The organism is Halodesulfovibrio marinisediminis DSM 17456 (assembly GCF_900129975.1).
Classification (GTDB): domain Bacteria; phylum Desulfobacterota; class Desulfovibrionia; order Desulfovibrionales; family Desulfovibrionaceae; genus Halodesulfovibrio; species Halodesulfovibrio marinisediminis.
The window spans coordinates 878,252-904,711 of record NZ_FSRG01000003.1 but is presented as its reverse complement, the minus strand read 5'-3'; the positions used below and the strand labels follow the sequence as shown (position 1 = coordinate 904,711).

The 26,460-nt window shown below is 42.1% G+C and carries 23 protein-coding genes and 1 pseudogene; 15 read left to right on the top strand and 9 right to left on the bottom strand.

Annotated features, from left to right (window positions below; all coding sequences use genetic code 11):
• The first annotated feature begins 1 nt into the window (after position 1).
• Both BUR09_RS04320 and BUR09_RS04315 read left to right on the top strand, forming a co-directional pair.
• Positions 2-826 (top strand): beta-ketoacyl synthase N-terminal-like domain-containing protein, encoded by an 825-nt coding sequence (locus BUR09_RS04320; protein ID WP_074215700.1) that lies wholly within the window; start codon positions 2-4, stop codon positions 824-826.
• Positions 823-1,998 (top strand): AMP-binding enzyme, encoded by a 1,176-nt coding sequence (locus tag BUR09_RS04315; RefSeq protein WP_074215699.1) that lies wholly within the window; start codon positions 823-825, stop codon positions 1,996-1,998. Before BUR09_RS04320 ends, BUR09_RS04315 begins: the two co-directional genes overlap by 4 nt.
• Before the next feature lie 183 nt (positions 1,999-2,181).
• Here the strand turns inward: BUR09_RS04315 and BUR09_RS04310 are convergent, their stop codons facing one another.
• Entirely contained in the window at positions 2,182-3,255 is a 1,074-nt protein-coding gene (locus tag BUR09_RS04310; RefSeq protein ID WP_175565984.1) for an alpha/beta fold hydrolase, read from the bottom strand.
• 571 nt (positions 3,256-3,826) lie between these two features.
• On the opposite strand from BUR09_RS04310, the gene BUR09_RS04305 reads away from it, so the two are divergent.
• From BUR09_RS04305 to BUR09_RS04280, 6 genes are all read left to right on the top strand, one after another.
• Positions 3,827-4,009: a hypothetical protein gene (locus BUR09_RS04305; protein WP_074215697.1), complete on the top strand. Its 183-nt coding sequence runs from the start codon at positions 3,827-3,829 to the stop codon at positions 4,007-4,009.
• Between the two features lie 342 nt (positions 4,010-4,351).
• A complete protein-coding gene (locus BUR09_RS04300; RefSeq protein WP_074215696.1) occupies positions 4,352-5,581 on the top strand; it encodes an HD-GYP domain-containing protein in 1,230 nt (409 codons plus the stop codon).
• A 73-nt stretch (positions 5,582-5,654) separates the two neighbouring features.
• Positions 5,655-7,046 (top strand): sigma-54 dependent transcriptional regulator, encoded by a 1,392-nt coding sequence (locus tag BUR09_RS04295; RefSeq protein WP_074215695.1) that lies wholly within the window; start codon positions 5,655-5,657, stop codon positions 7,044-7,046.
• Between the two features lie 253 nt (positions 7,047-7,299).
• Positions 7,300-7,593, top strand: a complete 294-nt coding sequence (locus BUR09_RS04290) for a hypothetical protein (protein WP_074215694.1) — start codon at positions 7,300-7,302, stop codon at positions 7,591-7,593.
• Positions 7,590-7,922, top strand: a complete 333-nt coding sequence (locus BUR09_RS04285) for a hypothetical protein (protein WP_074215693.1) — start codon at positions 7,590-7,592, stop codon at positions 7,920-7,922. The genes BUR09_RS04290 and BUR09_RS04285 overlap by 4 nt, the downstream gene beginning before the upstream one ends.
• Before the next feature lie 347 nt (positions 7,923-8,269).
• Positions 8,270-8,593 carry a hypothetical protein gene (locus tag BUR09_RS04280; protein WP_074215692.1) on the top strand — a complete coding sequence of 108 codons (324 nt, stop codon included), beginning with the start codon at positions 8,270-8,272 and terminating at the stop codon, positions 8,591-8,593.
• A gap of 105 nt (positions 8,594-8,698) precedes the next feature.
• Here BUR09_RS04280 and rimK read toward each other — a convergent pair whose 3' ends face one another.
• From rimK to BUR09_RS04260, 4 genes are all read right to left on the bottom strand, one after another.
• Positions 8,699-9,604: a 30S ribosomal protein S6--L-glutamate ligase gene (gene rimK / locus BUR09_RS04275; protein WP_074215691.1), complete on the bottom strand. Its 906-nt coding sequence runs from the start codon at positions 9,602-9,604 to the stop codon at positions 8,699-8,701.
• Positions 9,605-9,610: 6 nt separating this feature from the next.
• Positions 9,611-10,048 carry an ATP-dependent zinc protease family protein gene (locus BUR09_RS04270; protein ID WP_074215690.1) on the bottom strand — a complete coding sequence of 146 codons (438 nt, stop codon included), beginning with the start codon at positions 10,046-10,048 and terminating at the stop codon, positions 9,611-9,613.
• Positions 10,049-10,315: 267 nt separating this feature from the next.
• Positions 10,316-11,521: an NADH:flavin oxidoreductase gene (locus BUR09_RS04265; protein WP_084539323.1), complete on the bottom strand. Its 1,206-nt coding sequence runs from the start codon at positions 11,519-11,521 to the stop codon at positions 10,316-10,318.
• Positions 11,522-11,546: 25 nt separating this feature from the next.
• Positions 11,547-11,969: a cytochrome c3 family protein gene (locus BUR09_RS04260; protein ID WP_084539322.1), complete on the bottom strand. Its 423-nt coding sequence runs from the start codon at positions 11,967-11,969 to the stop codon at positions 11,547-11,549.
• A 754-nt stretch (positions 11,970-12,723) separates the two neighbouring features.
• Here BUR09_RS04260 and BUR09_RS04255 point away from each other — a divergent pair.
• A complete protein-coding gene (locus BUR09_RS04255; protein WP_074215689.1) occupies positions 12,724-13,878 on the top strand; it encodes a TadE/TadG family type IV pilus assembly protein in 1,155 nt (384 codons plus the stop codon).
• A gap of 30 nt (positions 13,879-13,908) precedes the next feature.
• Here BUR09_RS04255 and BUR09_RS04250 read toward each other — a convergent pair whose 3' ends face one another.
• Positions 13,909-15,153, bottom strand: a complete 1,245-nt coding sequence (locus BUR09_RS04250; protein ID WP_139296729.1) for a glycosyltransferase family 87 protein — start codon at positions 15,151-15,153, stop codon at positions 13,909-13,911.
• A 284-nt stretch (positions 15,154-15,437) separates the two neighbouring features.
• On the opposite strand from BUR09_RS04250, the gene BUR09_RS04245 reads away from it, so the two are divergent.
• The 4 genes from BUR09_RS04245 to BUR09_RS04230 are packed head-to-tail and all read left to right on the top strand — an operon-like array spanning position 15,438 to position 18,818.
• Complete coding sequence (locus BUR09_RS04245) at positions 15,438-16,310, top strand: UbiA prenyltransferase family protein (RefSeq protein WP_084539320.1); 873 nt, start codon at positions 15,438-15,440, stop codon at positions 16,308-16,310.
• Between the two features lie 4 nt (positions 16,311-16,314).
• Positions 16,315-16,731: a GtrA family protein gene (locus BUR09_RS04240; protein ID WP_074215687.1), complete on the top strand. Its 417-nt coding sequence runs from the start codon at positions 16,315-16,317 to the stop codon at positions 16,729-16,731.
• Positions 16,732-16,743: 12 nt separating this feature from the next.
• A complete protein-coding gene (locus tag BUR09_RS04235) occupies positions 16,744-18,081 on the top strand; it encodes an FAD-binding oxidoreductase (RefSeq protein ID WP_074215686.1) in 1,338 nt (445 codons plus the stop codon).
• A gap of 2 nt (positions 18,082-18,083) precedes the next feature.
• On the top strand, positions 18,084-18,818 hold the full coding sequence (locus BUR09_RS04230) for an SDR family oxidoreductase (protein WP_074215685.1): 735 nt from the start codon (positions 18,084-18,086) through the stop codon (positions 18,816-18,818).
• A 245-nt stretch (positions 18,819-19,063) separates the two neighbouring features.
• On the opposite strand, the pseudogene BUR09_RS17175 reads toward BUR09_RS04230, so the two are convergent.
• A pseudogene (locus BUR09_RS17175) lies at positions 19,064-19,180 on the bottom strand (transposase); the annotation flags it as partial.
• Positions 19,181-19,474: 294 nt separating this feature from the next.
• Here BUR09_RS17175 and katG point away from each other — a divergent pair.
• Positions 19,475-21,670, top strand: coding sequence for a catalase/peroxidase HPI (gene katG / locus BUR09_RS04225; RefSeq protein WP_074215684.1), 2,196 nt, complete (start codon positions 19,475-19,477; stop codon positions 21,668-21,670).
• Positions 21,671-21,976: 306 nt separating this feature from the next.
• Positions 21,977-22,318, top strand: coding sequence for a hypothetical protein (locus BUR09_RS04220; protein WP_074215683.1), 342 nt, complete (start codon positions 21,977-21,979; stop codon positions 22,316-22,318).
• A gap of 184 nt (positions 22,319-22,502) precedes the next feature.
• On the opposite strand, the gene BUR09_RS04215 is transcribed toward BUR09_RS04220, so the two are convergent.
• Together BUR09_RS04215 and BUR09_RS04210 are read right to left on the bottom strand one after the other, a co-directional pair.
• A complete protein-coding gene (locus BUR09_RS04215; RefSeq protein ID WP_074215682.1) occupies positions 22,503-24,359 on the bottom strand; it encodes an EAL domain-containing protein in 1,857 nt (618 codons plus the stop codon).
• A gap of 37 nt (positions 24,360-24,396) precedes the next feature.
• Positions 24,397-26,271 (bottom strand): CHASE4 domain-containing protein, encoded by a 1,875-nt coding sequence (locus BUR09_RS04210; protein WP_074215681.1) that lies wholly within the window; start codon positions 26,269-26,271, stop codon positions 24,397-24,399.
• Positions 26,272-26,460: the final 189 nt, after the last annotated feature.

Sequence of the window (26,460 nt, the reverse complement as noted above, 5' to 3'; positions counted from 1 at the left end):
TATGTCATGTGCCATTATGGGGATGGGTATAGTGACTCCGGAAGGGAGTTCTTTTGATGTCCTTGCTGAGAAAGAGTTAGATTTGGCAAAAACAGCCGATGTTCAGATGTTGGAGCAGTTTCATACTAAACGGGAGCTACGAAGAACTTCTCAGTATAGTCGTTTAGCCTTGCTTGGTGCTAACTTGGCTCTTAGGGATGCTGGTATGTCGGTTGAGTCGTTTGACTCTGGAAGATTAGGTGTAATAGTTGCTACTGGTTATGGGCCAGCACGTACGACATTTGATTTTTTGGATTCTATTCACGACTTTGGTGCCAAGCTTGCCTCCCCGCTCGCTTTTTCTACCTCTGTGCATAATATTGCTGCATCCATCATTTCTTTGAAGCTTGGTATTGCTGGCCCTTGTCTGAGTATAAATCAATTTGAAACGTCTTTTGCTTCTGCTCTTGTATCTGCACGTTGCTGGTTAGATGAAGGGCGTGTTGATGCAGTTCTCGTAGGTGCCGTGGACGAATATGACTCTACGTTGTGCGACGCTATTGCGGCTGTAGATGGTGAAGCCATTGAAAATTCTTTTCCGCATAGTTCCCCAGCTGAAGGCTCGATGTTTATGTTGTTAACGCGAGATAAAGTGGGAAAGCGTGGAAAGCTAAAAGAAGTGCTGATTCAGCGTGGAACTGCGCCAGACCCAATTAAATCTGCTTTTCCGGCAGGGCAAGCTTTGGAAGTCGCAAGAGCGATTGCCTTGAAGCAGGATGTAGCTGTGCGTTGTAATGATGCATCAGGTCTTGAGTCAGTAATTTCTATTAATGGTTCTTGTGCATGAGTATTTTTACGTCTTTTGATGTTGAACTGTTGTTGATCAGCATGTTGCGCTCGCGTTTGTTGGAAAAGGGCGGCGGGTTGCTGCAAGGAGATAATGTAGACGTTGCCAGCTCCTTAGAAGAGGCGTTTCCTGCACTGACTGTAGACGATAAGCTAGATGTCTATAAACAGCTATGTGAGATGCTTGGTGCCAAAGCTGATGACTGGAACGATGTTTTATCTCAGCCGGTACGCACTGTGTGTCGTAATGTTTATGCACAGTGGGAGAATGGTCCAGCAGTACTTTTTTTCCGCACTTCCGGCTCAACAGGAGTTCCGGTTGTTTGTGAGCAGTCTTTGAAGTTACTGGAGCAAGAGGCCCGATTTTTAGCAACTCTTGTTAAGGATTGTTCCAGAATTGTATGCGTCGTTCCACAGCACCATATTTATGGATTCCTTTTTACGGTGCTTCTCCCAACCATCTTAAAGGTTGATCGCCTTATTGTTCCACCATACCCAGGGCAATCATTTATTAATTTATTGCAGGACGGTGATGTTGTGATTGCTTTTCCAATGTTTTGGAAGGGTCAGTCAGATTTACATTTATCATGCGGCAGGGATGTAGTCGGGATAACCTCAACAGGTCCATGTCCAGCTGAGGTTATTCTGAAGCTTAGAGCTGACGGCTTTTCAAGAATTGTGGAAGTGTATGGATCGTCCGAAACAGGTGGCGTTGGATATAGAACGCTACCGGATACTCCATATGAACTTTTTCCTTACTGGGGGATGGAAAATGATTTACTGCAACGTACTGACGGGGTGGGAAATATAATCTGTGCTTTGCCGTTTCCTGACAATGTGCGTTGGGATTCCCCACGTTCTTTTATGCCTTTTCGTCGTAAAGATAATGCAGTTCAAGTGGCAGGACGTAATGTGTATCCAGATCGGGTTCGACAAGTGATTCTGGAGCATTCTGATATAGTTGAATGTGCTGTTCGTTTGATGCGCCCTGAAGAAGGAAACAGACTTAAAGCGTATATTGTGCCCAATGCAGAGTGCAGAGACTGGAAGCAACTAAAGAAAGATCTGCATGCTTGGTGCCGTGAACGCTGCAGTGTTGCTGAGTTGCCAAAGAAGATATCTATTGGCAGTGAGTTGCCAAGGAATAGTATGGGCAAACTTGCTGATTGGTAAACGACAAGTCACAGGTTCGACTTCTGTTAGTCGGGCTATTCACATTTAGAAGAGTTTAAAAAAGTTCTTGTTATACAAGAACTTTTTTTATGGTTAGCGAAATATTGTTTAGATCAAAATAAGTTACTGACTCGATTTAATTTTAACTAAAGAGCGTTGTTTAGAAAAGCTGTGCAAATTGGGCTAAAAGGGATGAGTGGTAAACTTTTCAATAATCATTTTATTAAATTTTTGTGGTTCTTCATAAAATGGAAAATGGGACGAGTTTTCAAACCATATGATCTCTTTTATCGGAGCAGATAACGTGTTGTAGTATTGCTTAACAAGTGTACATGGCGTGTCGTAGTCATGGCGTCCGGTAAAAAAATACATGGGGACATCCACGTGATTAACACTTAATCGAAAGTCAAAAGACCAAATCGCGTTATCATTGAATAACTCTTGCGAAAAAGACCAGCCTTTAATGACATCATCTCGTATATTTTCATACATTTTACTATTGAGAATAGTACGTTCTATTTCTTCGGAATCTCTTTTTCCATAGAGTTCACCGCCATAATAGCCTACCCATTTCATGGTGATATCATAGCCAGAATCGTCGCTATATTCACCTGCTTCATTTGGGCGACCTATGTTGTTAAGTTCATCAATGGCCTTTCTATTACTGTCTTTATACGCTTGTTCTAAGGCAAAGTCATAGCTTAGCTGCTCATTTTCAATAACGTTAACTACCTGCCCAATACCGCCATATGCATAGTAATCTTCTGGATAATCACGTATCAAAAAAGTACCCAGAATGGTGCCGAAAGAATGTCCCAGAATAAATATCTTTTTACGATTAAAACGTATTCTTAAGTACCCTGTTAATTCGTGTGCATCTGATAGAAGCTGTGAGAGAGTCATAGTCTCTTTGGGAATATTGGATGAGTATGACATTCCCGCCCCTCTTTGATCCCAGTTGACTACGATGAAGTAATTTTCAAGTTCGCTATTGCTGATATGGAATAAGGGCATCATGGCAAAACCAGGGCCGCCGTGAAGAATTAATAAGATGGGGTTTGAAGTATCCTCACTTTGGATTGATATCCACTGTTCCGCGCCACCAAGAATTATCTTTTCACGGACATTGATAGACGTTACGTCTGAGACCTTTTGGGCTTTAATATTATCCAGCTTAGTGATGTTGCTTTGAGCATAGTCGGGCAATGTGACGAGAACAAATAGTGAGCACATAAGGTTCAGTATAATTTTATTCATAACGTGCCTTTCATGCATAATAATGCCAATGGTATTAGTCTAACGGGTACTTGTCCTGGGCTCCTGATGTCTGGTGCATATTACTCCTGAAACAGAACGGCAAGAGAAAGCGTAACTATCTTCAAATGATTGAGACTACGTATCCTATTCTCAATGGTCTGCAAGCTAAAACTCTGCGTATACCAGCGCAGTTGGGATGATGCTTATTTATGATTCTTTTGTTTCGATTGAAGTGACTGTATTCTTTGTCTTTGGCAATCATTTTTTGATTCCAAAATGCTCCATGGTCGCTTGAATGCAGCCCGCTACAGTGTTTGTTACACATCTTAATATCCTGAAGTAACGACCTGTAATTCCAAAGTGCCTACGAACCTAATATCGATATGAAAAAGCTCTCCGCTATTTAGTGGGGAGTTTTTTTATTGCATATGACTCGTCCGGAACTCACAAGATTCGAGATAGCATCAGCGGTGTGTTTTAATTCACTAGTTATGTCAGGAAGGCTATAGTTATATCAATTGGCTATGATTTGTGACTCAAGAACATTATCAATAGGCACCGGTGGTATCGAATGTTTAATAAAATTAAACAGTTTTTTAGGAAAGAATACGGTGTAATTCGTATTGAGCTGCTTGTAGCTGCTCTTGTTCTTGTAGTATTCACTGTGGTTGTCATGTGGGCTATTGATGAAGGTGTTGACTTAAGTGTTTATCTAAAGTTCCCAAAAGTTTTAAAACTGTATCCGTTTAAATAATAAAGGGAGAGAGTGGCGTTACGCTATGCCTATTTCAAGTCCGTGAGGTACCGAGAGAAGTCCGAAAAGAGCGCCTTAAGATGATTACTTAGATCGCAAAGTGTTACTTAAAGCTTTTAATTTGCTACAAAGTAGAGTGAGCGCATACTTACTATTTTCCTGTCTGGACGGGAGAGATGGGGAAGTTCAAAGCGTCTCATTCAGGATTCAGAATTCAAGTGAAATAGCGTTCTGCTAATGGAACATTTCAACTATACTGAAACCGATGAGTTTTAAGATGTCTGTCAACGGCAGCCTTCTTCCTTACAGAGTATCGCTTGGAAGATTAAAAGGACAAGAAACATGGATAGAATCTCTTTGAAAGATCTAGCGGTTCCGATAATCAAGTCTATTGATAGCTTTAACTATTTGCTGAAGTCGCACCATAGACGAACTGCCGTGGCATCATACGCTATTGCCAAAAAAATGGGGTTAAGTAATGAGGACCTGTTCGAACTAGTTGTTGCAGCAGGACTTCATGATATTGGCGCATTGTCAATTCAGGAACGTGATCTGCTTGTGCAGGAAGATGTAGTTAATCCGACGCCGCATTGTATTATGGGCCACCGTATGCTGGAGTCTTTCGATGCATTTGAGAACATCGCTCAAATTATTAGGCACCATCATATACGATATCAAGATTCATTAGATGTTCAAGATGGCGAGGTGTTGTTTCAAAGTCATATTATCCATCTTGCTGATAGAGTGGATGTGCTTATCAACCCAGATAACTTTATCCTTAATCAAAAAGAACACGTAACTGAAACAATCAGAGCGAAGGTGGGAACGACTTTTCATCCCGACGTTTTTGAAGCTTTTAATGAGGTTTCTAAGGCGGATGTTTTTTGGTTTGAAATCAACAATCTGGAGATGGATCAACTGTTTCGCAGACTTGATGTCTCGGTGGATTTCGAACTGACGATAGATAATATTATTGATTTTGCTCTAACTCTATCCAGAATAATCGATTTTAGAAGTCGCTTTACCGCCTCGCATTCTTACACAGTTGCACATCTATCCAGCTTTCTTGGTAAGTATTTAGGGTTCTCGGAAGAGGGATGTAAGAAATTACTGGTGAGCGGCTACCTGCACGACATCGGGAAAATAGGTATTGATCCCGAATTGATAGAAAAAAAAGGGCCACTTTCCGATGAAGAGTATAATCTTGTGAAGTTGCATGCGTATTATACGGGGCAAATTCTTAATGAACTAAGCCAGTCTCCTTGGTTCCGTGAAATTGTGACTTGGGCGGAAAGGCATCATGAGAAGAGTGATGGAACGGGGTACCCACATGCCTTGGATGAGTCCAGCCTTGATGTAGGGGCAAAAATTATAGCTTTCTCAGATGTTATCTCCGCTTTACTGGAAGAACGCCCTTATCGAAAGGGTATGTCTATTGATAAGGCTTTTAACATAATACGGAATGAAATAGCCCCGTCGATTTCTCCCTCCATGTTTCAGATGATTGAGCAGCATAAAGACGAAATCAATGAGTTGGTTGTTACATGCCACAATTACTCTTTTAATGAGTAGGATAAGGTTGGGTAGCTCTTTTTGATTGCCAATGTATTTGTTAGCTCGTAAATTCCTCAAATAGGAATTAAATATGTCACAATATCAAATTATTACTCCTGATGTTGAAGCTAGCGAAATACTTAAGCGCAGTATTTTAGTTGTGCAGCCTAATGTGACACTAAGTACAGTTAGCGAACTTAAAGGCGACGTTATTAACAGTCAGGTTGATGTGGTTTTTGTCGATCATGGACTGTTGTTAGGTGGAAAAGTAGATATTTCTGAAGGCTTAAATTTCATCTGGAACTCAGCACCCAATGCAGATGTTGTTATTTTGGTGAATTCAACAGAAATCAGATACGCCATCGAGGGTATTAATGCCGGAGCTGTTGATTATCTGGCGTATCCTCTCATGCAGTCTGAAGTGACTTTGGTGCTTTCTCGTCTTGATCGAGAGCTGGCTAGAAAAAATGAACTTAGCTACTTACATGATGATTTTTGGAACGAAACGGCATTGCAGCTTGTAAAAACAAGCAGCCCGCTCATGCGAGAAGTGTTTTCGATGGTCAGGCAGATGGCAGCAACCAAGACAACGGTTTTATTGACAGGTGAGACCGGCATCGGGAAAAGCGTTCTTGCAAAGCTTATCCACTCACATAGCACAAGAAAAGACAAGCCGTTCGTAAGCTTGCATTGCGGGGCTATTCCTGATTCTTTGATTGAAAGTGAACTATTTGGTCATACACGCGGCGCATTTACCGGTGCGTTAAAGGATACTATTGGCAAGTTTGGCGCGGCAGAAGGGGGAACCCTTTTTTTAGATGAAATAGGCACAATTACCCCTTCAATGCAGGTCAAACTTTTACATGTTCTACAAGAGCACACTATTCAACGGGTAGGCAGCGATAAAGAACATGTTGTTGATGTTCGCATTATTGCCGCTACAAATGATGATCTATGGGCTCAATGCGAAAAAGGGACATTTCGTAAGGACCTGTATTACAGATTGAATGTTTTCCCTATCCCTATTCCTCCCTTACGGGATCGGAAAGAAGATCTGGCATCTTTTGCTAAGACATTTATTCAAAACTGCAACCTCGTTCTTGGTAAAGATGTCGTTGGGCTTCACCCTAAGGTACTTGCTGCTTTTAAACGGTATTCGTGGCCGGGTAACGTACGTGAACTCGAAAATATTATTGAGCGTGCCTGCATTCTTGAGACCGAAAAAGTTATTCGACTGGAGAATATTCCCAACGAAATTTCTGCTCTTTCCAGCGCAACATTAGATACGCAGGCAGATATTTCCATCCCTCTTGGTGAAGCACGTCAAAATGTTATTGACCAGTTTGAATATATTTATCTGACGGAACTACTACAGGCGACTAAAGGAAGAATAAATCAGGCTGCAGAACAGGCAGGTATTACAACCCGCCAGATTCATAAGCTGATGCAGAAACACAAACTGAAAAAAGAAGACTTCAAATAGGAACCGGCAGTTCCTGTTTGCAAACAATGGGAACTGAAAGTTCTTACTTGTGTTATTTAGAAAATGCTTTAAAAAACAAATAGTTGTAGCTTTACTCTAATTGTTTCGAATAATTGGAACTTTCAGATCTTAGAAATAAGAACCGGAAGTTCCTTTTTTTTATGTACTGCTTTGAAAAAGTGATTAAAATTAACATGTTATTATTTTGGCACTGTCTATGCTTAGTGAAGGAAAAATACAGTGAGGTGTCAATATGGATGCCTTTAGACAAGAACAAAGCGGTGTACTGCAAAAAGTACTTGGTGTTCTGGTTCCTTATGAAAGGGATGAGCACTTCAATATTTTGAAAGTTTCAATCGCGTGTGCCGGTGAGCGAGAAGTTGTTGTTGAAAACCTTCCTCAACACATTCAGCTACTGGAGTTTTTACGGGAACCGATACTTTTGGAAGGGTTAGTGACCCGTAACGGCAATATTGAGACAATCAACGTAAAAAGAGTAATTCCTTTTGTTAAATCTGAATTTTTTAACAGTAGGAAAATGAAATGAGAAAAGTTTTCTCACTATGTTTAAGCGTAACAATGGCACTGCTGGTAATAGGTGAATGCAGGGCAGAGGAATACGACGTAGTGGAGCCACATGCAGTCTTGGTTGGTAGCATTATGGTTAAAGGTGAAAGTGTGTATCTCGATGACGGTGAGTACCAACTTTTACTTATAAACATTACTGATACCACGCTGGAGGGACTACAAGTTGAAGTTGTTGGCGACTATGTCATCGTAAACGATGAACCTGCACTTAACGTTACCAGTATGGATATTTATGAAGGTGGAGACGTTCCAATAGAGATGGATGCCGAACCTGACGGTAAGGTATGACCTTAAATATCCGCTGTTAACTACATCTCACTGGATTCTTCATTAATCTTTGAAGCAACGCATGAAGAATTCGACAGCATCAATTGCGAGGGATATAGCCATAATTGCCCCGATCCTCTTGCTCATATCCTTCGGGGATCATTATTGGGTTATGTTTCATGCTGGAAGGCTCTTACCAGCGGTGGATGTACTTAACTGTGTGCTGATCTGGTTGGTGCTCCGGTTTTTTGCCGGAGCACCCAAAAATTAACCATCCCGAAAAAAGCCCCCTATCAAAGAACAAGTAACCTCCTGTTCTTAAGGGTGCAGGGAACCTGTTTGTCAGGATCATAAGTTTGGAGAACATTATGAGTCGTGAACAGAAAACAGTTCAATTGAGCGGAACATTGCAGCCTTGGATCAAAAGTTGTGACGAGCCTGAAAGATTGATGCTAGTTACCACATCAAACGACGGATATATTGTTGAGGAAAACCGCAGTGGTTTGAATCTGTTATCTTATGTCGGTGAATGGCTTGATGTATCGGGCTACATCCGTAAAGAAGGTCAGTATGACTATCTCACCATCCGTTCTGCTACTGTTACCGAAGACGACTTATGGTTAGACGAATTTGATGCCAGCTGGTCATCCGGGCGCAAAGAGCCCCGTAAAATGCGGGATAAGGATTACTAGCAGGGCTTGTTGGCTGTTACCAATACGCATTCTGACTGTGGGTTCAGCACCCAAAAAAAAGAGGAGCTCTTAGAGCTCCTCTTTGTGTTTATATGAAGTAAGGGGTTAGCCCTTGCCTTTTGTTCTGGTATTGCCTGGGCATGCATTCTTCGCGATATGATCGATAATCATGCCTGCAATATCTTTTCCTGTTGCTGTTTCAACTCCCTCAAGGCCGGGAGAGGAGTTAACTTCCATAACGACAGGGCCATGATTAGAGCGAAGCAGGTCAACACCTGCAACTCCAAGCCCCATAATTTTAGCAGCTCTGACAGCAGTAGAACGTTCTTCAGGAGTGATTTTTACAACAGATGCTGTTCCGCCCCTGTGCAGGTTAGAACGGAATTCTCCTTCCTTACCTTGACGCATCATTGAAGCTACAACTTTACCGCCCACAACGATACATCGAATGTCGCTGCCTTTGGCTTCTTTGATGTATTCTTGAACAATAAAGTTTGCTTTAAGACCTCTGAATGCTTCAATAACACTTTCAGCAGCAGAGTGTGTTTCCGCAAGGACCACGCCAACGCCTTGCGTGCCTTCAAGCAGTTTAACCACCAACGGGGCTCCACCAACTAGATCGATAAGATCTTGCGTGTACATCGTTGAGTTTGCAAAGCCGGTAACAGGGAGACCTATCCCGCGCCGTGCCAGCAATTGCAAGCTGCGTAACTTATCTCTGGAGCGGGTGATGGCTACTGATTCGTTTACGCTGTATACCCCCATCATTTCAAACTGACGGACAACAGCTGTTCCGTAAAATGTAATGGATGCACCTATTCGGGGAATAATTGCATCTATATCGTTAAGCTCGTTACCGCGGTAATATACCGCAGGTTTATGAGCTGTAATGTTCATGTAGCAACGTAACGGGTTAACAACTTCAACTTCGTGTCCACGTTGTTCTGCGGCTTCGACAAGTCGGCTGGTGGAGTACAACTCAGCCTTACGGGAAAGGATTGCTATCTTCATTATTCTTTAATCACATAATGGTGTTGGATGTAAAAAGCTGTTTTCAGGGTCGACAACAGCAGTTCCAGATAATGCAGTTCTGCCAATAAGCATACGGCATTTCATTCCCGTTCGTCGTGCCAGAGTGACTTCTGCCAGCGTGCACCAGTTTCCGATACAAATCTGAGTTTCAATTACGAGGCGATCCTCTGGAATCCCACCTGAATTTGTAACTGCACGTCTAGCCACAAGCGGAGCTTCAGCTGTAACGGTTCGGTTTTCTTTGGCATCAAGCGCAATGGTAAACCGCACCCATTCCGTATTGTCTTTAGTAAAGACCTCTTGGTCTATTGTGTGGAGTGAAGAGGTTCTGGCTCCGGTATCTACTTTTGCGAGAATGCATGCGATACCAAAATCTGTAAGCGATACCCATTCCTTCCACCCAAGCACTTCTTTGCGTAACATATTGTTTTTATTATTTATATATTGGTAATTGCGAGGCGATTTTAAAAGCTAAGGAGATGTATGCTTTTTTAATAATGATGTCTATATAAAAGTGAGTGCGTACCATAAAAGATGCATACAATTTGAGATCAATATTTTAATCTCAATAAAAATTAGTTTACTTGTAGCTTAAAGTTTCCAGCGAGTAGAGCTGGTAAAAAAAGCTCCCTTTTTAGGGAGCTTTTTTTACATATCAACAGGTTGAACCTCACACGATTCGAAATAGTTTTAAGTTTCTTGGCGTGGCAGGTTTAAGACACAGATAGAGGCTTGTTTGCCATAGTTAACCAGACACCAGTTACAGGAAACACAACGTGGAGTTGTATTTCTATCTGCCTTCCATTTGTTTGGTAAGTCTGGTTCAGAGAGTACCGTACGTGAAATACCAAGCGCTTTAATATTAGGGTTATCTGCAAGAACGGTCTCCATAAGGTCAATTGTACGATGACCGCCAGTCAAGATAAGTGGGATATCCACCTTGCTGGCAATACGCTTTGCATCGTCTTTAAAGTAGCTTTGGTCTTGGATATTGAGGATGTCCGGTCGAGATGGGAGAGGGCCAGTAATAAGGTTGCCGCCACTTATGTTGATGGCATCAAGACCGCGTTCTTGTAACCCTTTAACAATAAAGAGAATCTCATCTTCGCTTGCACCTCCGCTTAGAAGGTAGTCATTCCCATTTATTTTTGCCCAGAGGGGGAAATCTGATCCTACTGCTTTTCGACATGCTTCAGTGATTTCAAATGCCAAGCGAGCTCTGTTATCAATGCTTCCGCCGTATTCATCTGTTCGTTTATTGAAATATGGCATGAAGAATTGGCTTATTAGGAAATTATGAGCAAAGTGAAGCTCAATACCGTCAAAGCCTGCTTTTTGAGCACGCACCGTAGCAGCTGCCATGGCGTTAACAGCATCGTTGATATCTTCCTTGGTCATTGCTTGAGGCGTAGTTCCATATACAGGGTGCGCTACATTAGATGGTCCCCAGATGGGACGTTTCTCGATGTTGTAGTCGGTAAAAGCACCGGCAAGCACCAATTGTACGGCAATTTTTGTATCGTGATTATGGGCATTGTCTGTGAGTTTTTTATATTCAGGAATAAGGTCATCGCTGTATAAGCCTGTTCCAGCTTTGCTAAATTGGTCATCCTTGTACACGTATGTAAGGCCAGTGGTAATAAGACCGATGCCTCCCTTTGCAAGCGCTGTATGAGCATCATACAGGTCCTGTTGCGGTACGCCGGACTCATCGCACATATTCATGGATGTAGCAGAGCGAATGAGTTTATTTTTTATTGTGAGGCTACCTATTTTGGTCGGTTCAAAAACAGTACTTGGAGTGGGCGCGGCAAGGCTGAATGACATAGGGAAAAGTGCTGTACACGCAGTTGCACCACCAATATATTGCAATACTTTTCTTCGTGTTGTTTTCATATGTCCTCCACGTAGTCTTATGACGTTACTCGTGACATTTTGATTTCTTACAGCCCGTTAACGCCTTGCGTTTCTTCTTGTCTTTACCAGCGATTTCCTTGTGGCAAGTTATGCAAGTAGACATTTCCGGATTGGCTGTCTTTTTGTTGTGGATGACCTTGTAGTATGAATTTTCTGCTTTTTTATCTTTAGCTTGATGACAGGCAGAACACATTTGAAAGCTCTGTCTGCCTTCAACCATGTGGTGACATTGAACACACTCAAGTTCAGCATGGGGTACGTGATCAAAAGCAACAGGCTTTTTGGTAAGCTCCATCATAAGTATTGCTTTGGGGGCTTCAAAAGCAATTGCCATAGAATAACAGCAAAGAACTATTGATAGAATGGCACTAATTCTTAGTAACTTACCAAGAATATTGTTGAGCCAATACGGTGCGATACTCTTCATAACCACCTCATTATCTTATCGTTAAGGATCCAATCGTTTCTTTTTTATTTTGCGTATCAAAAACAGAAGGCCCCACTCTGAGACTAATACGTGTTTATAGATGGTACACAGAGGCATAAACAATGATTTGCCAAGATATAACCGCTGAAGTTCGCAGAGTAGGAATGGGCTTTTTCAGACTTACAGAAGGATAATATGGGGATAGGTCGTCTTGAGGGGCTTGTTTTTGTTGGTATTACGATCAGGCTTTTGAAGAGTGGTCGGGTCTGTGAGAGATTAAAGACCGGCAAGAGGAGGTAGGGTAACTACCTTTCTTAACCGAACTGTTCATAATTAATATTAAAACGGCACTAAGGATATATTTAGTGCCGTTTTTTGTGTTGGGATGAACAGTTTAACTACTCTGGTAAAAAAACAGGGTCCTGATGGTCTTTGCACATAGTGCTCAAGCGTCGAGCGATATCTTTGATTGCCCCTTATTTTATGCTTTGTGCTTTATCTGGGCATGACTTGATGCAAGCGCAGCAGAGTTTCATATTTGGTGCAGAAGTATCGTAGTAGGTCAATACCAGCTTATTCAGTTCTGCCTTTTTGCGTGTAATACTTGATGCAGGAATCAAAGTAGGTACGCTAACAATAGCGGAGACTGATGATGAGACTAGCTCTCCCTCAACACTTCGCTATTTGATCTTTATTAGTTGTTTTTCAGAGTTAATATACACAAATGCAACGTACCAAACATTATGGGGATGGTATGAGATCGCTACATAAATTTATTCAAAACGAGCGTGGTGCAGTAGGCGTTATCATGGCAATAGTTCTCGTGGTTGTTTTGGGTTTTGTGGCATTTGGTGTCGACGTGGGACTTTTGCGTGCAAAACGCGCTCATCTGCAAAAGGCCGCTGATATCGCTGCGCTGGCAGGCGGACGCAGCCTGATGGTGGAAGGTGCTGATCTAGCGGCTGTAACGGTTGAGGCGCTAGATTATGGTCATGCTAATCTGAGCGATAGCGATGTACCGACAGCGGCACTGAAAGATGGTGATGTAACGTATTATCTTGATGGCACTCCTAACACCACAGACCCCAACCAGATTGAGGTTAAGATTTCACGTACTGCTGCGCGTGGCAACTTTTTAGCAACTATCTTTGGATCTGTGCTCAATGTTGATAGCTTTGATGTTACAGCTGCTTCACGTGTAGAAATAGCTAATACTTGTTCATCTAAGTGCCTTAAGCCCTTTACTGCACCAGATAAATTTACGTTTACGGATAATAACGGCAATGGTGCCTTGGACACAAAGAACAAAACAGAAATGGATAGCATTGTGGTTCAAGGGTATTCTGAAGCTGATCTTGGAACGCAAATCGTATTAAGATTAGGTACAATAACAGGAAAGAACCCTAGCTATACTCCATCGCAATTTAATGCAGTAGATTTCCCACCTGTAAATAAAGGTACCCCAGTAAAGGGCGCTTCAGAATATCGTGATAACATCGCGGGCTGTTCGGGCAGTAATAGTACTTCTTCTGTAGAAATTGGGGATGAAATTCTATTGGAACCGGGGAAAATGGTTGGACCAACTAGGCAGGGAATAAACGACCTTGTTTCTCAGGATCCATATGCACGATGGAGTACAAATGAGAATAAAATTGTTAATAGCTTATATGCAAATCCGCTAGATAGTCCCAGAGTGGCAATTATTGCTTTTTATGATCCGTTACTTCCTCCTCGGCCAGGGAGAGGGACTGTGTTTGTTAATAATCTCGGAGCAGTTTTTATTGAGAGAATGCAAGGGGACGAAGTTACCGGTCGATTCATACGTGCGCTGGCTGTGCAACCTGAGCCTGGAGTTGGTGGTGATTGCTTAACGTATACAGTTAAATTTGTTAAAGATTCCAGCAGATAATGAGGTCTAATTTAGAATATTTGGAAGACGTCAACTCACTAAAGAAGCTTCTTGCTGTTCGCTTTTGTATCTATTTCTAATAGCTACAAGCAGCATGATTAGTACCAAAGGTGTAAGCAAAATATGTGTTCCCAACGCAATGGGGGGAGACACAATAGGAACTATCCATGCAACAATAATTATACTTTTTTCATACGTGGACCATCCGGACTTCCATGCTTCTAATCCAAACCAAATTAATGCCGGTGCCAACATCGCCAGATCGTAATCATAGCCGAAGGGCACTGAGAGTAATGTTGTTATAATTAGCGCAGAGGCGCGCAAATTGAAGTTTGCTTTCTGCCGCCACAACATTGCTGTAAAAGCAATGGCACCTAGGGCGATAGCAATATGAAGAAGCCTAGCGAGCTCTGGGGGGATACCGAGTAAAAGGAATCCAGCCTGCGGTGAATTCATCTTGTACCATGGCAAAAAACCCGACATAGCCAGCGTATCTGCCAACGGAAGTGTACGTAAGAAAGAACCCCAGGGCGCAAATCCAAAAGATAAAATAGACACAATTACCAAGGTGGCAGAGCTCAGTGCGCATCCAGATAGCGCTTTATAATTTTTGGTAGCTAATAGGATAAGGAAAGGTGCAAATGCCAAGTGAGGCTTATAACTCATTATTCCCAGTATCAACCCTGCAATAAATGGTTTTTTGTCAATAAAATACAAAGAGCTGGTTAATATAGTTGCAGAGAGAAAACCATTTTGCCCGTTTGTTATGTTCTGAAAAACTCCAGGGAATGTTACCAGCCACAAGTAAGATAGACGATTGGGCAACAGCAACGCCATTGAAAGAAAGTACATTGAAAATGTTACTAAAGTAAAAAGAAGGAGGGCATGCAGGTAACTAACACTTGCAAGTTTTTTTATAAATAAAAGATAGATGGGAGGGTAAAACCATGCACTAGCGAAATCATAATCTTCTTTTTTCGTAATGCTTGCTTCTTTAGTCATAAGTTTCTCTATGTCGTAGACATCCGCTGCAGCTCCATCTCGTAGCATGGAAGAAGCAGAGTAGAAGCATATAAAATCCGCGCCAATAGTTTTTCCAAACCCATCCGTTAATCCTGTTCCCGAAAAAGTGACCGCGAAGTAAGTAGCCCATGAAATTACAAAAATTATTATAGGATAGGCGATCAGGCGCTCATTATTTATGAACTTCATATGATGTCCTTTTTCAAAGCTTAATAGCAAATTGCAAAGAAAATCAAACAATTGAGCTGCCAAGCTGTCCCCCCTCTATCGCTGTGAACTAGAAGTTCTGAGCGATTTTTTTGTCTTGTAGGAAGGTGAAAAGCAAGGTGCATGGATATTATTTCATGGCTCGCTTAAATTTCAGTCAACGACTACGCGAGAAAACAAGTCAATAAACTTAACTGAATAGATTATCAGCTACGTCGTCCTAAATATACGCTCTATCCCAAAAAAAAGTATGTTAAGATTTTAAATAAAAATTAGGAATAATGAGGGCTACCATATCTTAACACCAACCTATATCGGATGAGCGCAACATGAGATTGAAGCAAGTAGTATCTCTGCTACGGCCAACACACTACATAAAAAACTGTTTTATTTTTATTCCGGTTTTTTTTGGGGGAGTAGTTGGTAATTTTACAATATTGCAGCATGTTGCTTTAGGTTTTGCAGCATTTTGTTTTGCAGCAAGTGGAGTATATGTTTTTAATGACATACTTGATGCCGCAGATGATCGTAACCATCCGACAAAGTGTAATCGACCTATTGCAAGTGGAGCTATTCCTATAAAAACTGCAGTAAAGATATGCATATGTATTTGGGGCTTGGCGTTACTACTGGCATGGATGCTAGGTTTTCCCGCATACTTATTCATTGTGGGCTATGTCGTTTTAAATGTCTTTTATACAGTAAAATTTAAAAAAATAGCAGTCTTAGATGTTTGTTGTATTGCAATCGGTTTTGTTTTGCGTGTCTATCTTGGAGCCTATCTTGCCGGTGTTACCGTAAGTCACTGGCTTATCTTAATGACGTTTTTGCTTTCAATGCTCTTAGCTCTAGGCAAGAGGTATGACGATGTATCAATTCAACAAAAATCGGGAAATATTGTCCGCAAGAGCTTGCAAGGGTATAATCAAGCATTTTTGCTACAAGCAATGCAATTAATGGCAGCAATTAATATTGTTTGCTACCTGATGTATACGACCTCAGAACAAGTAATGATTCACTATTCCAGTAAGTTTACTTTTTTGACTTCTGCATGGGTGATATTAGGCGTAATGCGTTATTTTCAGCAGGTTCTCATCTTTTCTAACTCAGCCTCACCCACCCGTTTAATATATACAGATAAGTTTCTTCAGCTGATAATTTTAGGCTGGCTCACGCATTTTATGTTTTTAATTTATTTGTAGATCAATGCCTGATTTCATAGTTAGATCATATAAGCCCTTCCTTCGCTTTCTGTTTCTGGGGGGGATAGCAACGTTGGTGAATCTCTTAGTCAGATTTATCTTAAGTAAATTTGTTGCATTTGAAGTAGCAATTGTCATCGCGTATCTGGTCGGGATGTTCATTGCTTTTATCTTGTTTAAATTTTTTGCTTTTCCCCAAAAAAAATCTTCTACCCGCTCAAAAAAAAGTGAAGTTGCCAGATTTATAGCTGTGAATGCTTGGGGGGTATCGCAGACGCTTATTGTAAGTGTCGTTCTTGTGGAGCATGTCTTGCCGTTTCTAAATATTGTTGTGTATCAGCAAGAAATTGCACACATTTTAGCCCTGTCTTTGCTTACTGTGACAAGCTACCTTGGGCATAACTATTTTACATTCAACTAATGTGGGAAGCAGATGAAAATTAGTAACTGGGGAAATTACCCTGTTGTAAATAGTGAGCTTTTTGCTTTTCGCAATGACGAGCAATTGAAACATACTCTTGCCACATCAGAATCCTTGATTTCTCGTGGTATGGGGCGTTGTTACGGGGATAGTGCGTTAAACGGGACAATGATTGTTTCCACTAAGCATTTCGATCGGTTCATAAGTTTTGATAAGTCCACTGGGGAGCTTGTCTGTGAAGCTGGTGTTACCATAGAAGATATTCTTGATGTGTTTGTTCCAAGGGGATGGTTCTTGCCTGTTACTCCGGGAACCAAATATGTTTCTATTGGTGGTGCTATTGGTTCTGATGTGCATGGCAAAAACCATCATGAAAGTGGAACATTTTCACGCCATGTTAACTGGATGGATGTAATGACTGCGGATGGTTGCATTCTTCGTTGTACACCTTCAGAAAATGCTGAGTTGTTCTGGGGGATGAGCGGTGGACAAGGAATGCTTGGGGTTGTGCTACGTGCATCTATAAATCTTGTCAGGGTATCTAGTTCATTCATTAAGCAGGAAACTGTTAAAGCTTCCAATTTGTTTGAAGCTATGAAACACTTTGAGGAGTCTGAAAACTCGACATTTTCTGTAGCTTGGATTGACTGCTTGCAAGGTGGTAGCGGACTTGGGCGTTCGGTTTTGATGCGGGGAGATTTTGTTGCTGCAGAAGAACTGCCTAAGAAACAAAAGCAACAAGCTCTAACTGTTCCTGACAAGCGTAAATTGAATATTCCAGTTAACTTTCCTTCTCTTGCTTTGACCTCTTTAAGCGTCCGTGCATTTAATGCTCTTTATTACGGTAAGGCTCCGAAAAAAAGCACAGAGCAGATCGTAGACTATGATACGTTCTTTTATCCACTCGATGCGATTTACAATTGGAATAAGATTTATGGTCGCCGTGGTTTTACCCAGTATCAGTTTGTGCTGCCCAAGGAGGCAAGTGCAGAGGGGCTCACAGAAATTCTTTCAAAAATTAGTGCAAGCGGGCAAGGGTCGTTCCTTGCTGTGCTAAAACTGTTCGGAAAGGGTGATAAGGGAACGATTTCTTTTCCGCGTGAAGGATATACGCTTGCTCTTGATTTTCCCGTTACTTCATCGCTGTTCCCACTGCTTGATGAGTTAGACGCTATGGTTCTTGATTATGGTGGATGTCACTATTTAACGAAAGATAGTCGCTTGCCAGAAGGAGTCTTTGATAAGGGGTATGGAAAAGCGGCAAATGCCTTTCGAGAGCTAAAGGCAAAGTGGGATCCTTCCAATAAGTTTAAATCTCTTCAGAGCATACGGCTAGGTATTGGGGAGTAAATATGACAAAATCACTTCTAATTCTCGGTGCTTCATCTGATATTGCTCTAGACTGTGCTCGTTCGTTTGCCCGAGCAGGGTTTGATATTATTTTAGCTGCACGTGATATTGAAAAATTGGAAGTTCTTGCTAGTGATATTCGTGTTCGCTCTGATCAAAATGTCTATCCTGTTACTTTTGATGCGAGAAACTTTACTAGTCACGAACAGTTTACAACCTCTCTTCCAGTAGAACCGGATGGGGTTATTTGCGCCTTTGGTTATTTAGGAGATCAGCTAAGGGCGGAAAAAGATTTCAATGAAGCGAAGGTCATTATTGATACGAACTTTACGGGGGCGGTCTCACTTCTTAGCCGTTTTGCACAAAAGTTTGAGGAAAGAGGGGCTGGCTTTATTGTTGGAATTAGTTCTGTAGCGGGAGACAGAGGACGTGCAAGTAACTATGTTTACGGTAGTGCTAAAGCTGGATTCACTGCTTTTCTATCCGGTCTCCGGAATAGGCTTAATAAAAAAGATGTTCAGATTATTACAGTAAAGCCGGGTTTTGTGCATACAGCTATGACTGAGCACTTGAAGCTTCCAGACGCTTTAACAGCACAGCCGGAAGAGGTCGCTTCTGATATTTTAGCTGCTGTAGAAAAGAAAAAGGATATTGTTTATTCAAAGCCAGTTTGGCGTCTTATTATGCTGGTAATCGTTCATATCCCAGAATTTCTGTTTAAGCGACTATCATTATAGTGAATATTGTTTTTGAAATGAATTCGTTACCTTCATTACCCTGAATACGTTGTGGTTGGCAGTTGTGGTTGGCACCTGAGATCAGGCGTAGCCTTATCACCTGTTCTCTTTTATCGCTTACCACATAGACCTCTAGGCACTCGCGGCTTGAATTTTTGGGCCAAAGAAATGTTGCCCACAACAAGTTTTTTAAGTTTTAGTTTGCCTCCTAAAGCTGCTTAAACGTCAAAGTCTGCTCATTCCAATCCCCCTTTCTGTTTCCAATTGCAGAAGTTAGCCTCTGGTATGTCCATCTTACGGCAGACCTCATTCACTCTTGTTCCTGTCTTACCAAAGCAATCTGTTCTTCGAGAATTTCGTATTTTTTATGGCAATTCCGTGAATCAAAGCAGATTTGTTAGCTAACATTTTCTATTTTTTACTAGTTCAGGTTATGAGAAAGACATCGCCTATCAAAAACTTATTCTTTGGTTCCTTCGCACAGAGTCATATCACTACATAGAAATTGTTTTGTGGATAGAAAATCAATAGCAAAGAATTGATAACATCAGTGGCTTGATAGGAATATACATACTCTTTTGGTAGGCTGGGAGGTGGCTGTATAGCTATTTATTGCAGCATAGCAAATAACTCCAAAGAGTATGGGAGAAGCCTTTATGAGTACCGAAAAAAAATGTCCGGTAACGGGCAGGTCAAATAGCCAGGTAGCCGGTAGTGGGACATCAAACCGAGACTGGTGGCCGAATCAGGTGAACCTTAATATTCTGCATCAGCATTGTAAAAAGTCCAATCCAATGGGTAAATCTTTCAATTACGCTGAAGAGTTTAAGAGCCTTGATCTGGCTGCCGTGAAGAAGGACCTCTTTGAATTGATGACGACGTCACAAGAGTGGTGGCCTGCGGATTATGGTCACTATGGCCCTCTGTTTATACGAATGGCGTGGCACAGTGCCGGTACATATCGTATTGGCGACGGGCGAGGCGGAGCCGGTTCCGGTAGTCAACGGTTAGCACCTCTCAACAGTTGGCCTGACAACGTTAACCTTGATAAGGCGCGAAGGTTGCTTTGGCCGATTAAGCAAAAGTATGGCAAGAAAATTTCATGGGCCGATCTCCTGATTCTCGCTGGCAACTGTGCCATTGAGTCAATGGGGTTGCAGACCTTCGGTTTTGCAGGTGGGCGAGAAGATGTTTGGGAGCCTGAGCAGGACATTTATTGGGGAACTGAAAGCGAGTGGCTTGGTGATAAGCGTTACTCTGGCGAGCGGGACCTCGAGAACCCACTCGCAGCTGTTCAGATGGGCTTGATCTACGTGAACCCTGAAGGCCCGAATGGCAATCCTGATCCGGTTGCCTCAGGTCGTGACGTTCGAGAGACTTTTGGACGTATGGCTATGAACGATGAAGAGACTGTGGCACTCGTTGCAGGTGGTCATACCTTCGGTAAATGCCACGGTGCAGGAAATCCATCGCATGTTGGACCTGAGCCTGAGGGTGCTGACATTGAGGAACAAGGACTTGGCTGGAAGAGCAGTTTTGGCAGCGGTAAAGGCGGTGACACTATCAGTAGCGGCATCGAGGGTGCATGGAAGCCCAACCCGACTAAATGGGATATGGGCTACTTGAACGTGCTGTTTAAATATGAGTGGGAGCTGGTCAAGAGTCCGGCTGGTGCAAATCAATGGCTGGCAAAAGATGTGGACGAAGAGGACATGGTGGTTGATGCGCATGACCCTTCAAAGAAACATCGCCCGATGATGACTACTGCAGACCTTTCCCTTCGTTTCGACCCGATCTATGAGCCAATCGCGCGATCTTACCAGCAGCATCCCGAAGTGTTTGCAGAGGCCTTTGCACGTGCGTGGTTTAAGTTGACCCATCGTGACATGGGACCTCGTTCGCGCTATCTCGGTCCTGAGGTTCCGGCAGAGGACTTGATTTGGCAAGATCCGGTACCTGCAGTTGATCATGAACTAATCGACAAAAAGGACATTGCAGACCTCAAGGACAAAATTTTAGCCGCAGGATTGTCGGTCTCACAACTGGTTTCGACCGCATGGGCGTCGGCGTCCACATTCCGCGGTTCAGACAAGCGGGGCGGGGCGAACGGAGCACGTATTCGTCTTGCGCCGCAAAAGGACTGGGAAGTCAACCAGCCAACTCAATTGAAGATTGTTTTGCGGGCTCTTGAGGAAATTCAAAAAGAGTTCAACAGCACGCAAGCTGGTGGAAAAATGGTTTCTCTCGCAGACTTGATCGTTATGGGCGGATGCGCAGCTATTGAGCAAGCAGCGATAAATGCTGGTTACGAAGTGACTGTTCCATTTACACCGGGGCGGACGGATGCATTACAAGAGCAAACGGACCAAGATTCATTTGCCGTGCTCGAACCAGCAGCAGACGGGTTCCGAAATTACCTCAAGGCTAAGTACTCGGTATCGGCGGAACACTTGCTGGTTGATCGGGCGCAATTACTAACGCTGACTGCACCTGAAATGACTGTTCTTGTTGGTGGGATGCGCGTTTTGAACACCAACGTCGGAGCGTCTCAGCATGGCGCGTTCACCAACCATCCAGAAAGACTTACAAACGACTTCTTCGTCAATCTTCTCGACATGAATACAACGTGGAAACCTAATTCGAAAGACGATGAAGTATATGAAGGGCGTGATCGCGCTACAGGAGAGCTTAAGTGGACCGGAACTCGAGTTGATCTCATCTTCGGTTCAAATTCGCAGCTTCGAGCCATTGCTGAAGTTTATGGATGTGATGATTCTCAAGAGAAGTTCCTGAATGATTTTGTCTCTGCGTGGAACAAGGTAATGAATCTTGACCGCTTCGACCTGACATGATGGTAGCTAAACCCTCTTCGAGGGCGTCCGCTAGAACGCTCTCATGAAGTTATTTGCAATATATGAGCGCGGCGTTTCAATATAATCTGAAGCGTCGCGCTTTCTTCAAGGAGAGGGAGTATCGTAGAGTAGAGTTCATACGGTGCTACAGATGACGCTTTTTTTGCTTATTGAATAACCTAGTGTAGCAGACACTCTTTGAGGATTCTTTGTGTTGTGGTATGGTGATAACGTCGTTGTATTGTATGATTACGTGATTAGGAATCTTGACCCAAATGTAATACCAGCGTGTTAATGGGAGTCAGCATGAGTGACAATGGATGTTTTTTCCCTGAATTAATCGAAGATGCTAGAGCCCGTATTTCTTTTTTGACCAACGCAACGTCAGAGGAGCGTCGTTACTGGAAGTTGCACAGGGCATTTCAAATTTTATCCGCAGAGAGAGCAAAAGAAGCATGTCCTCATGAACTGTACGGATGGATTCCTAAAAATGAACCTGAACGGTGCAAAGGGTGTAGTAAGTGCCCCCATGTTAAAGCGGTCACTCCGGTTCAATGCTGGCAAGAATGGGCATATTCTGAGGTAGATAAGGATATTTGCCGATCTGAAAAATTAGCCCTTAATGGGTTAGATGAAGAGGAACAGTAAAAATGAGTTGAAGCCTCTGCACGTTTTAATCTCTCCCATTTTTGAAAAGAAGAGAAGCTATAATGCCCTTGTCTTACAAGGGCTTTTTTATGATTAATGTAAAAATGCAGGCTATTACTGCAATGAAATTACAAGACATGCTTAATATGCCAGGTGGGATGGTTTGTTGAACGTGTTTGCCACGTTATGTTTGCGTTTCTTTTTGTTCAAGCATGAATTTTTCGGTTTCTTCAACGTTCATTGGTTGATGGAAGTAACGCCCTTGTCCTTCCGAGCATTCTTTTCTTTGCAATAATTGAAGTTGCTCACTTGTCTCGACCCCTTTTGCCGTAACCTTTATGTTCTTTCTTTTCCCCATTTCGAGGATTGCAGTTATTATGATTTGATCTTCAGGGTTCCGAGTAAGGGCTTTAACATAAGTTTTGTTTATCTTTAGTCGGTCAATAGGGAATTGCTCTAAGTAGTTAAGAAGAGAATACCCTGTGCCGAAATTGTTAACCGCAATTTTTAAGCCAAGAGCTTTCAATTCATTAAGGGTGTTACTGGTCATATCAATGTCCTTAGCAAGGCTGGATTCTAAAATTTCCAGCTCCAAAACTGATGGGGAGAGCTGGGTTTCTGCAAGAATGGTAGACACAGTGCGTGAGAAATTTGTCTTAGTGAATTGCATGTCTGAAATCGGAATAGAAATGCGTTCAATGTTTATTCCAGCGTCTATCCAGTTTTTAACCTGTTGGCATGCTGTCTGAAGTCCCCATTCTCCAATAGGGATAATGAGTCCGCTTTCTTCAGCAACGGGAATAAACTCATTCGAAGGGATAATACCTAATGATGAACTTTCCCAATAAAGCAAAGCTTCAAGACCGGTAACCTCTCTAGTTGTTAAACTAATTTGTGGCTGGAAATTAAGCGATAGTTCATTTCTATCAATGGCAAGACGTAATTCACTCTCTAAGTCAAGGCGTAGCATAGCTTTTTCATCCATAGAGTTTTCATAGAATTGTATGTTATTACGGCCTTTATTTTTTGCGAAATACATTGCCAAATCAGCATGCTTTAACAACGCAAGATTATCTCTACTGTCTTTAGGATATAAGCTAATTCCTATGCTTGGTGTTATAATGAGTTGATGATTTGCTATGTCTATTGGCTTTGCCAGTTCTTCTTGAATCCGTCTCGCTACAGAAAAAGCATTATCTTGGTGCTTCAAATTGGTAAGGAGTACTGTAAATTCATCTCCACCAAGTCTTGCTATAGTTGTGCTCGCGACCCCTTCTTCTCCAAACCTTGAAACTGTATCAGAACTCCGTAAGCAGTTTTTAATTTTTTCTGCAACAGAACAGAGTAACTCGTCACCAGCATCGTGCCCCAGGGCATCGTTAATGCGTTTAAATTTATCAAGATCTATAAATAAAAGTGCCAACATTTCTTTATGCATTCTCGCAAAAGAAACAGCTTTTTTTATCTCACTGAGGAAATAAGCACGATTGGGTAATCCTGTCAGGTTGTCATGGTACGCAACCTGAGTAATTTCTTTTTCTGCTTGCCATTTATGTCCTAAGGCTAGCGCAAGTTGACGGACTTCGTAGGGATGAAATGGTTTTTGAAGATAGAACATCTTCCCTGCAGGCGGTACAAGGGTAGAGAGTTCCTCTGGAGTAAAATCTGTGTACGCAGTAGAAATGACAATCTCTATTTGGGGATCAAGAGCGCGAATTTGTGATGCTGCCCAAGCTCCATTGGGACCGGGGGGCATGCGCATGTCAATAAATGCAATAGCAAAGGGGGCATTAACTTCAATACTTTCTTGTACTGCTTGTACTGCCTTTTTCGCACTTGGTGTGTATACTACATCAAAGCTAGGCTCTGGCTGACAGGAGGGAGTGCCACTGCTTGAGCCAAACAATTTATTTTTTAGGTTATTAACAGCGCTACTGGTTGAGTGAGTATTGGGGGCGAGAATTAACCGATACGAATCAAGAATATCAGGTTCATCATCAGCAACTAATATTTTGATGGAGCTATAGTTCACACTATACACAGCTTTTTCCTCTTTCAAAGTTAGCGCAACTTACTTCTTAAGCAAGGGGCAGGAGTATATGAACGGTTGCACCATGCCCGATGCCAGGGCTTTCTATAAACATCTGCCCCCCCAGAGCCTGTATCGTATTTGAACTCCAATGAAGGCCAAACCCAGCACCATTTCTATTCTTGGTACTAAAGTCGCGTTCAAATAAGTGATCAATGTGATTATGGTCCACCCCCGCCCCGTTGTCGGTAAAAAGGTATTCAACCATTGATTGCTCTGGAGTTACTTTTTTCTTTGCTGAAATTATTACGCAACCTTTATTGCGATCAATTGTTGCAATTGATTCTGCAGCATTGATTAATATATTTTCTACAACAAGTTGTAATGCGGCTTGTGTTCCAACAATATTGCTACATTTTTCAACACTATCTTCAATTTCGATATTTATTGTATCCCTAACTTCAGGCCCTAATCTCTTTTTAACTTCATTAATAACATCCAACATGCATATCGGTTCAATAAGTTGGTCAGAGTGGGGCAACAGACGTTTATCAACTAAGCATTTTTCCACTCGGCCAATTTGTTGAATCGACAGTGTCAGTTCATCATAGCTTTTTTCTAATAATCTTTCTAAATCTTCTGTGGCTAGTTTTAAGAACTGAAGTAAATCGTTGAGGCGCTCTTGTGGTGTTGTTGGATCTATAAGCTCCTCTGCCGCTTTCCTTATTTCTGACAGTGGAGCCGTCTTTAGAGCCTGCTGCAAGGTGGACAGCCTTACACTTAATGGTGTTATTGTATTTCTAATATTATGGAGAGTTCCGCTTGCCAGGTCGTTAGCTCCTGAGCGATACGATTGTTCAATTAATTGCTTTCTGCTCTCTGCAAGACGGTCGATCATTTGATTAAAGGTTTTGCTTAAAACTCCTATCTCATCTTTCCCTTTAATTTCAACATGCTCATCTAGCATGTTGTTGTTACCAATTTTTATGGTGTGATTTGTTAGTGTTGTTATTGGCGCTATGACAGCAAGTTGAAGAAACTTCCAAAGAACAAACATCACTGCTAGGCCTGCTGTAATCAAAAGCCATAAGGAATGCTTGACTGCCATTGCCCCATAAGTGGAGATATCTCGGGCGGTGTCCACTTGTAACGTCAAGATTGGTTTTTTATGCAAGTCGAGCAATGTAGTATAAACTTTCCAATAATCCTGTGTGGTCACTAGCCGATACTGTGTGTGGGGAATACTTTCATGTGCTGTGTGTGTATGAATCAAGGCAGGCGCTGCATTGGAAGTAGGCTGTGAGGCCAAAATGAGAAATTTTGTTTGCTGACTTATTGAGTGAATGCAAGCTTCATCCAAAAACTTTCCTAAAATAAATGTGCCAGCAGTTGGCCCCTTATTTTCATTTGTTAAAATGGACTTTGCCACAACCAACATAGGGGCGTGCGGAGTGGGGATTATGCCACATACTTCATCAGTCAAACCATGTAATTGCAGCAGCGGATTTTTTGCTGGAAGCTTTTTTCCTGAAAGCAGCCCAATGTCGAGCACTTTGCCAGTTGATAAGTCGATGGCTCGATTCCAAACGGCATTACCATTTACATCATAAATTCCTATGTAGTTCATCTTTAAATCGATGAGCGCTTTACTCCCAACAAGTACTTCTTTTTCATAGGTTTCATCTTTTGTTAGCACATAGTCGTAAGTTGTCGTCCAATAGGCCCAATCTGATGCTATCGGTGCCAGCTGGTTGAATTCATTATCTATAGCCTCAAGAACACGTTCAGTATTATCAACTGCCATCTCTTTTTCTAAAGAGACAAAGCTTGGCATAATAATAAGCTGTTGAACTTGAATATAAAGTAAGATGAGCGCTACAAAGACTAACGCTATAAATAGATTTACTTTACGCGATAACTGCATGAATTCCCTCTGATGAGTCTCCGACGTTTATTCTTAATCAATTAATTATTAGTCAGCGATGAAGACCTTCTTAGTGCTTTTGTAGAGAATTCTCTTAAGCGGAGAATGAGTAACGATGCACCAAACTTTTTGATGCAAGAGCCGGTAATAAAAAGAATGAGGAGAGCAACACCAATAAGAAATGAGTAG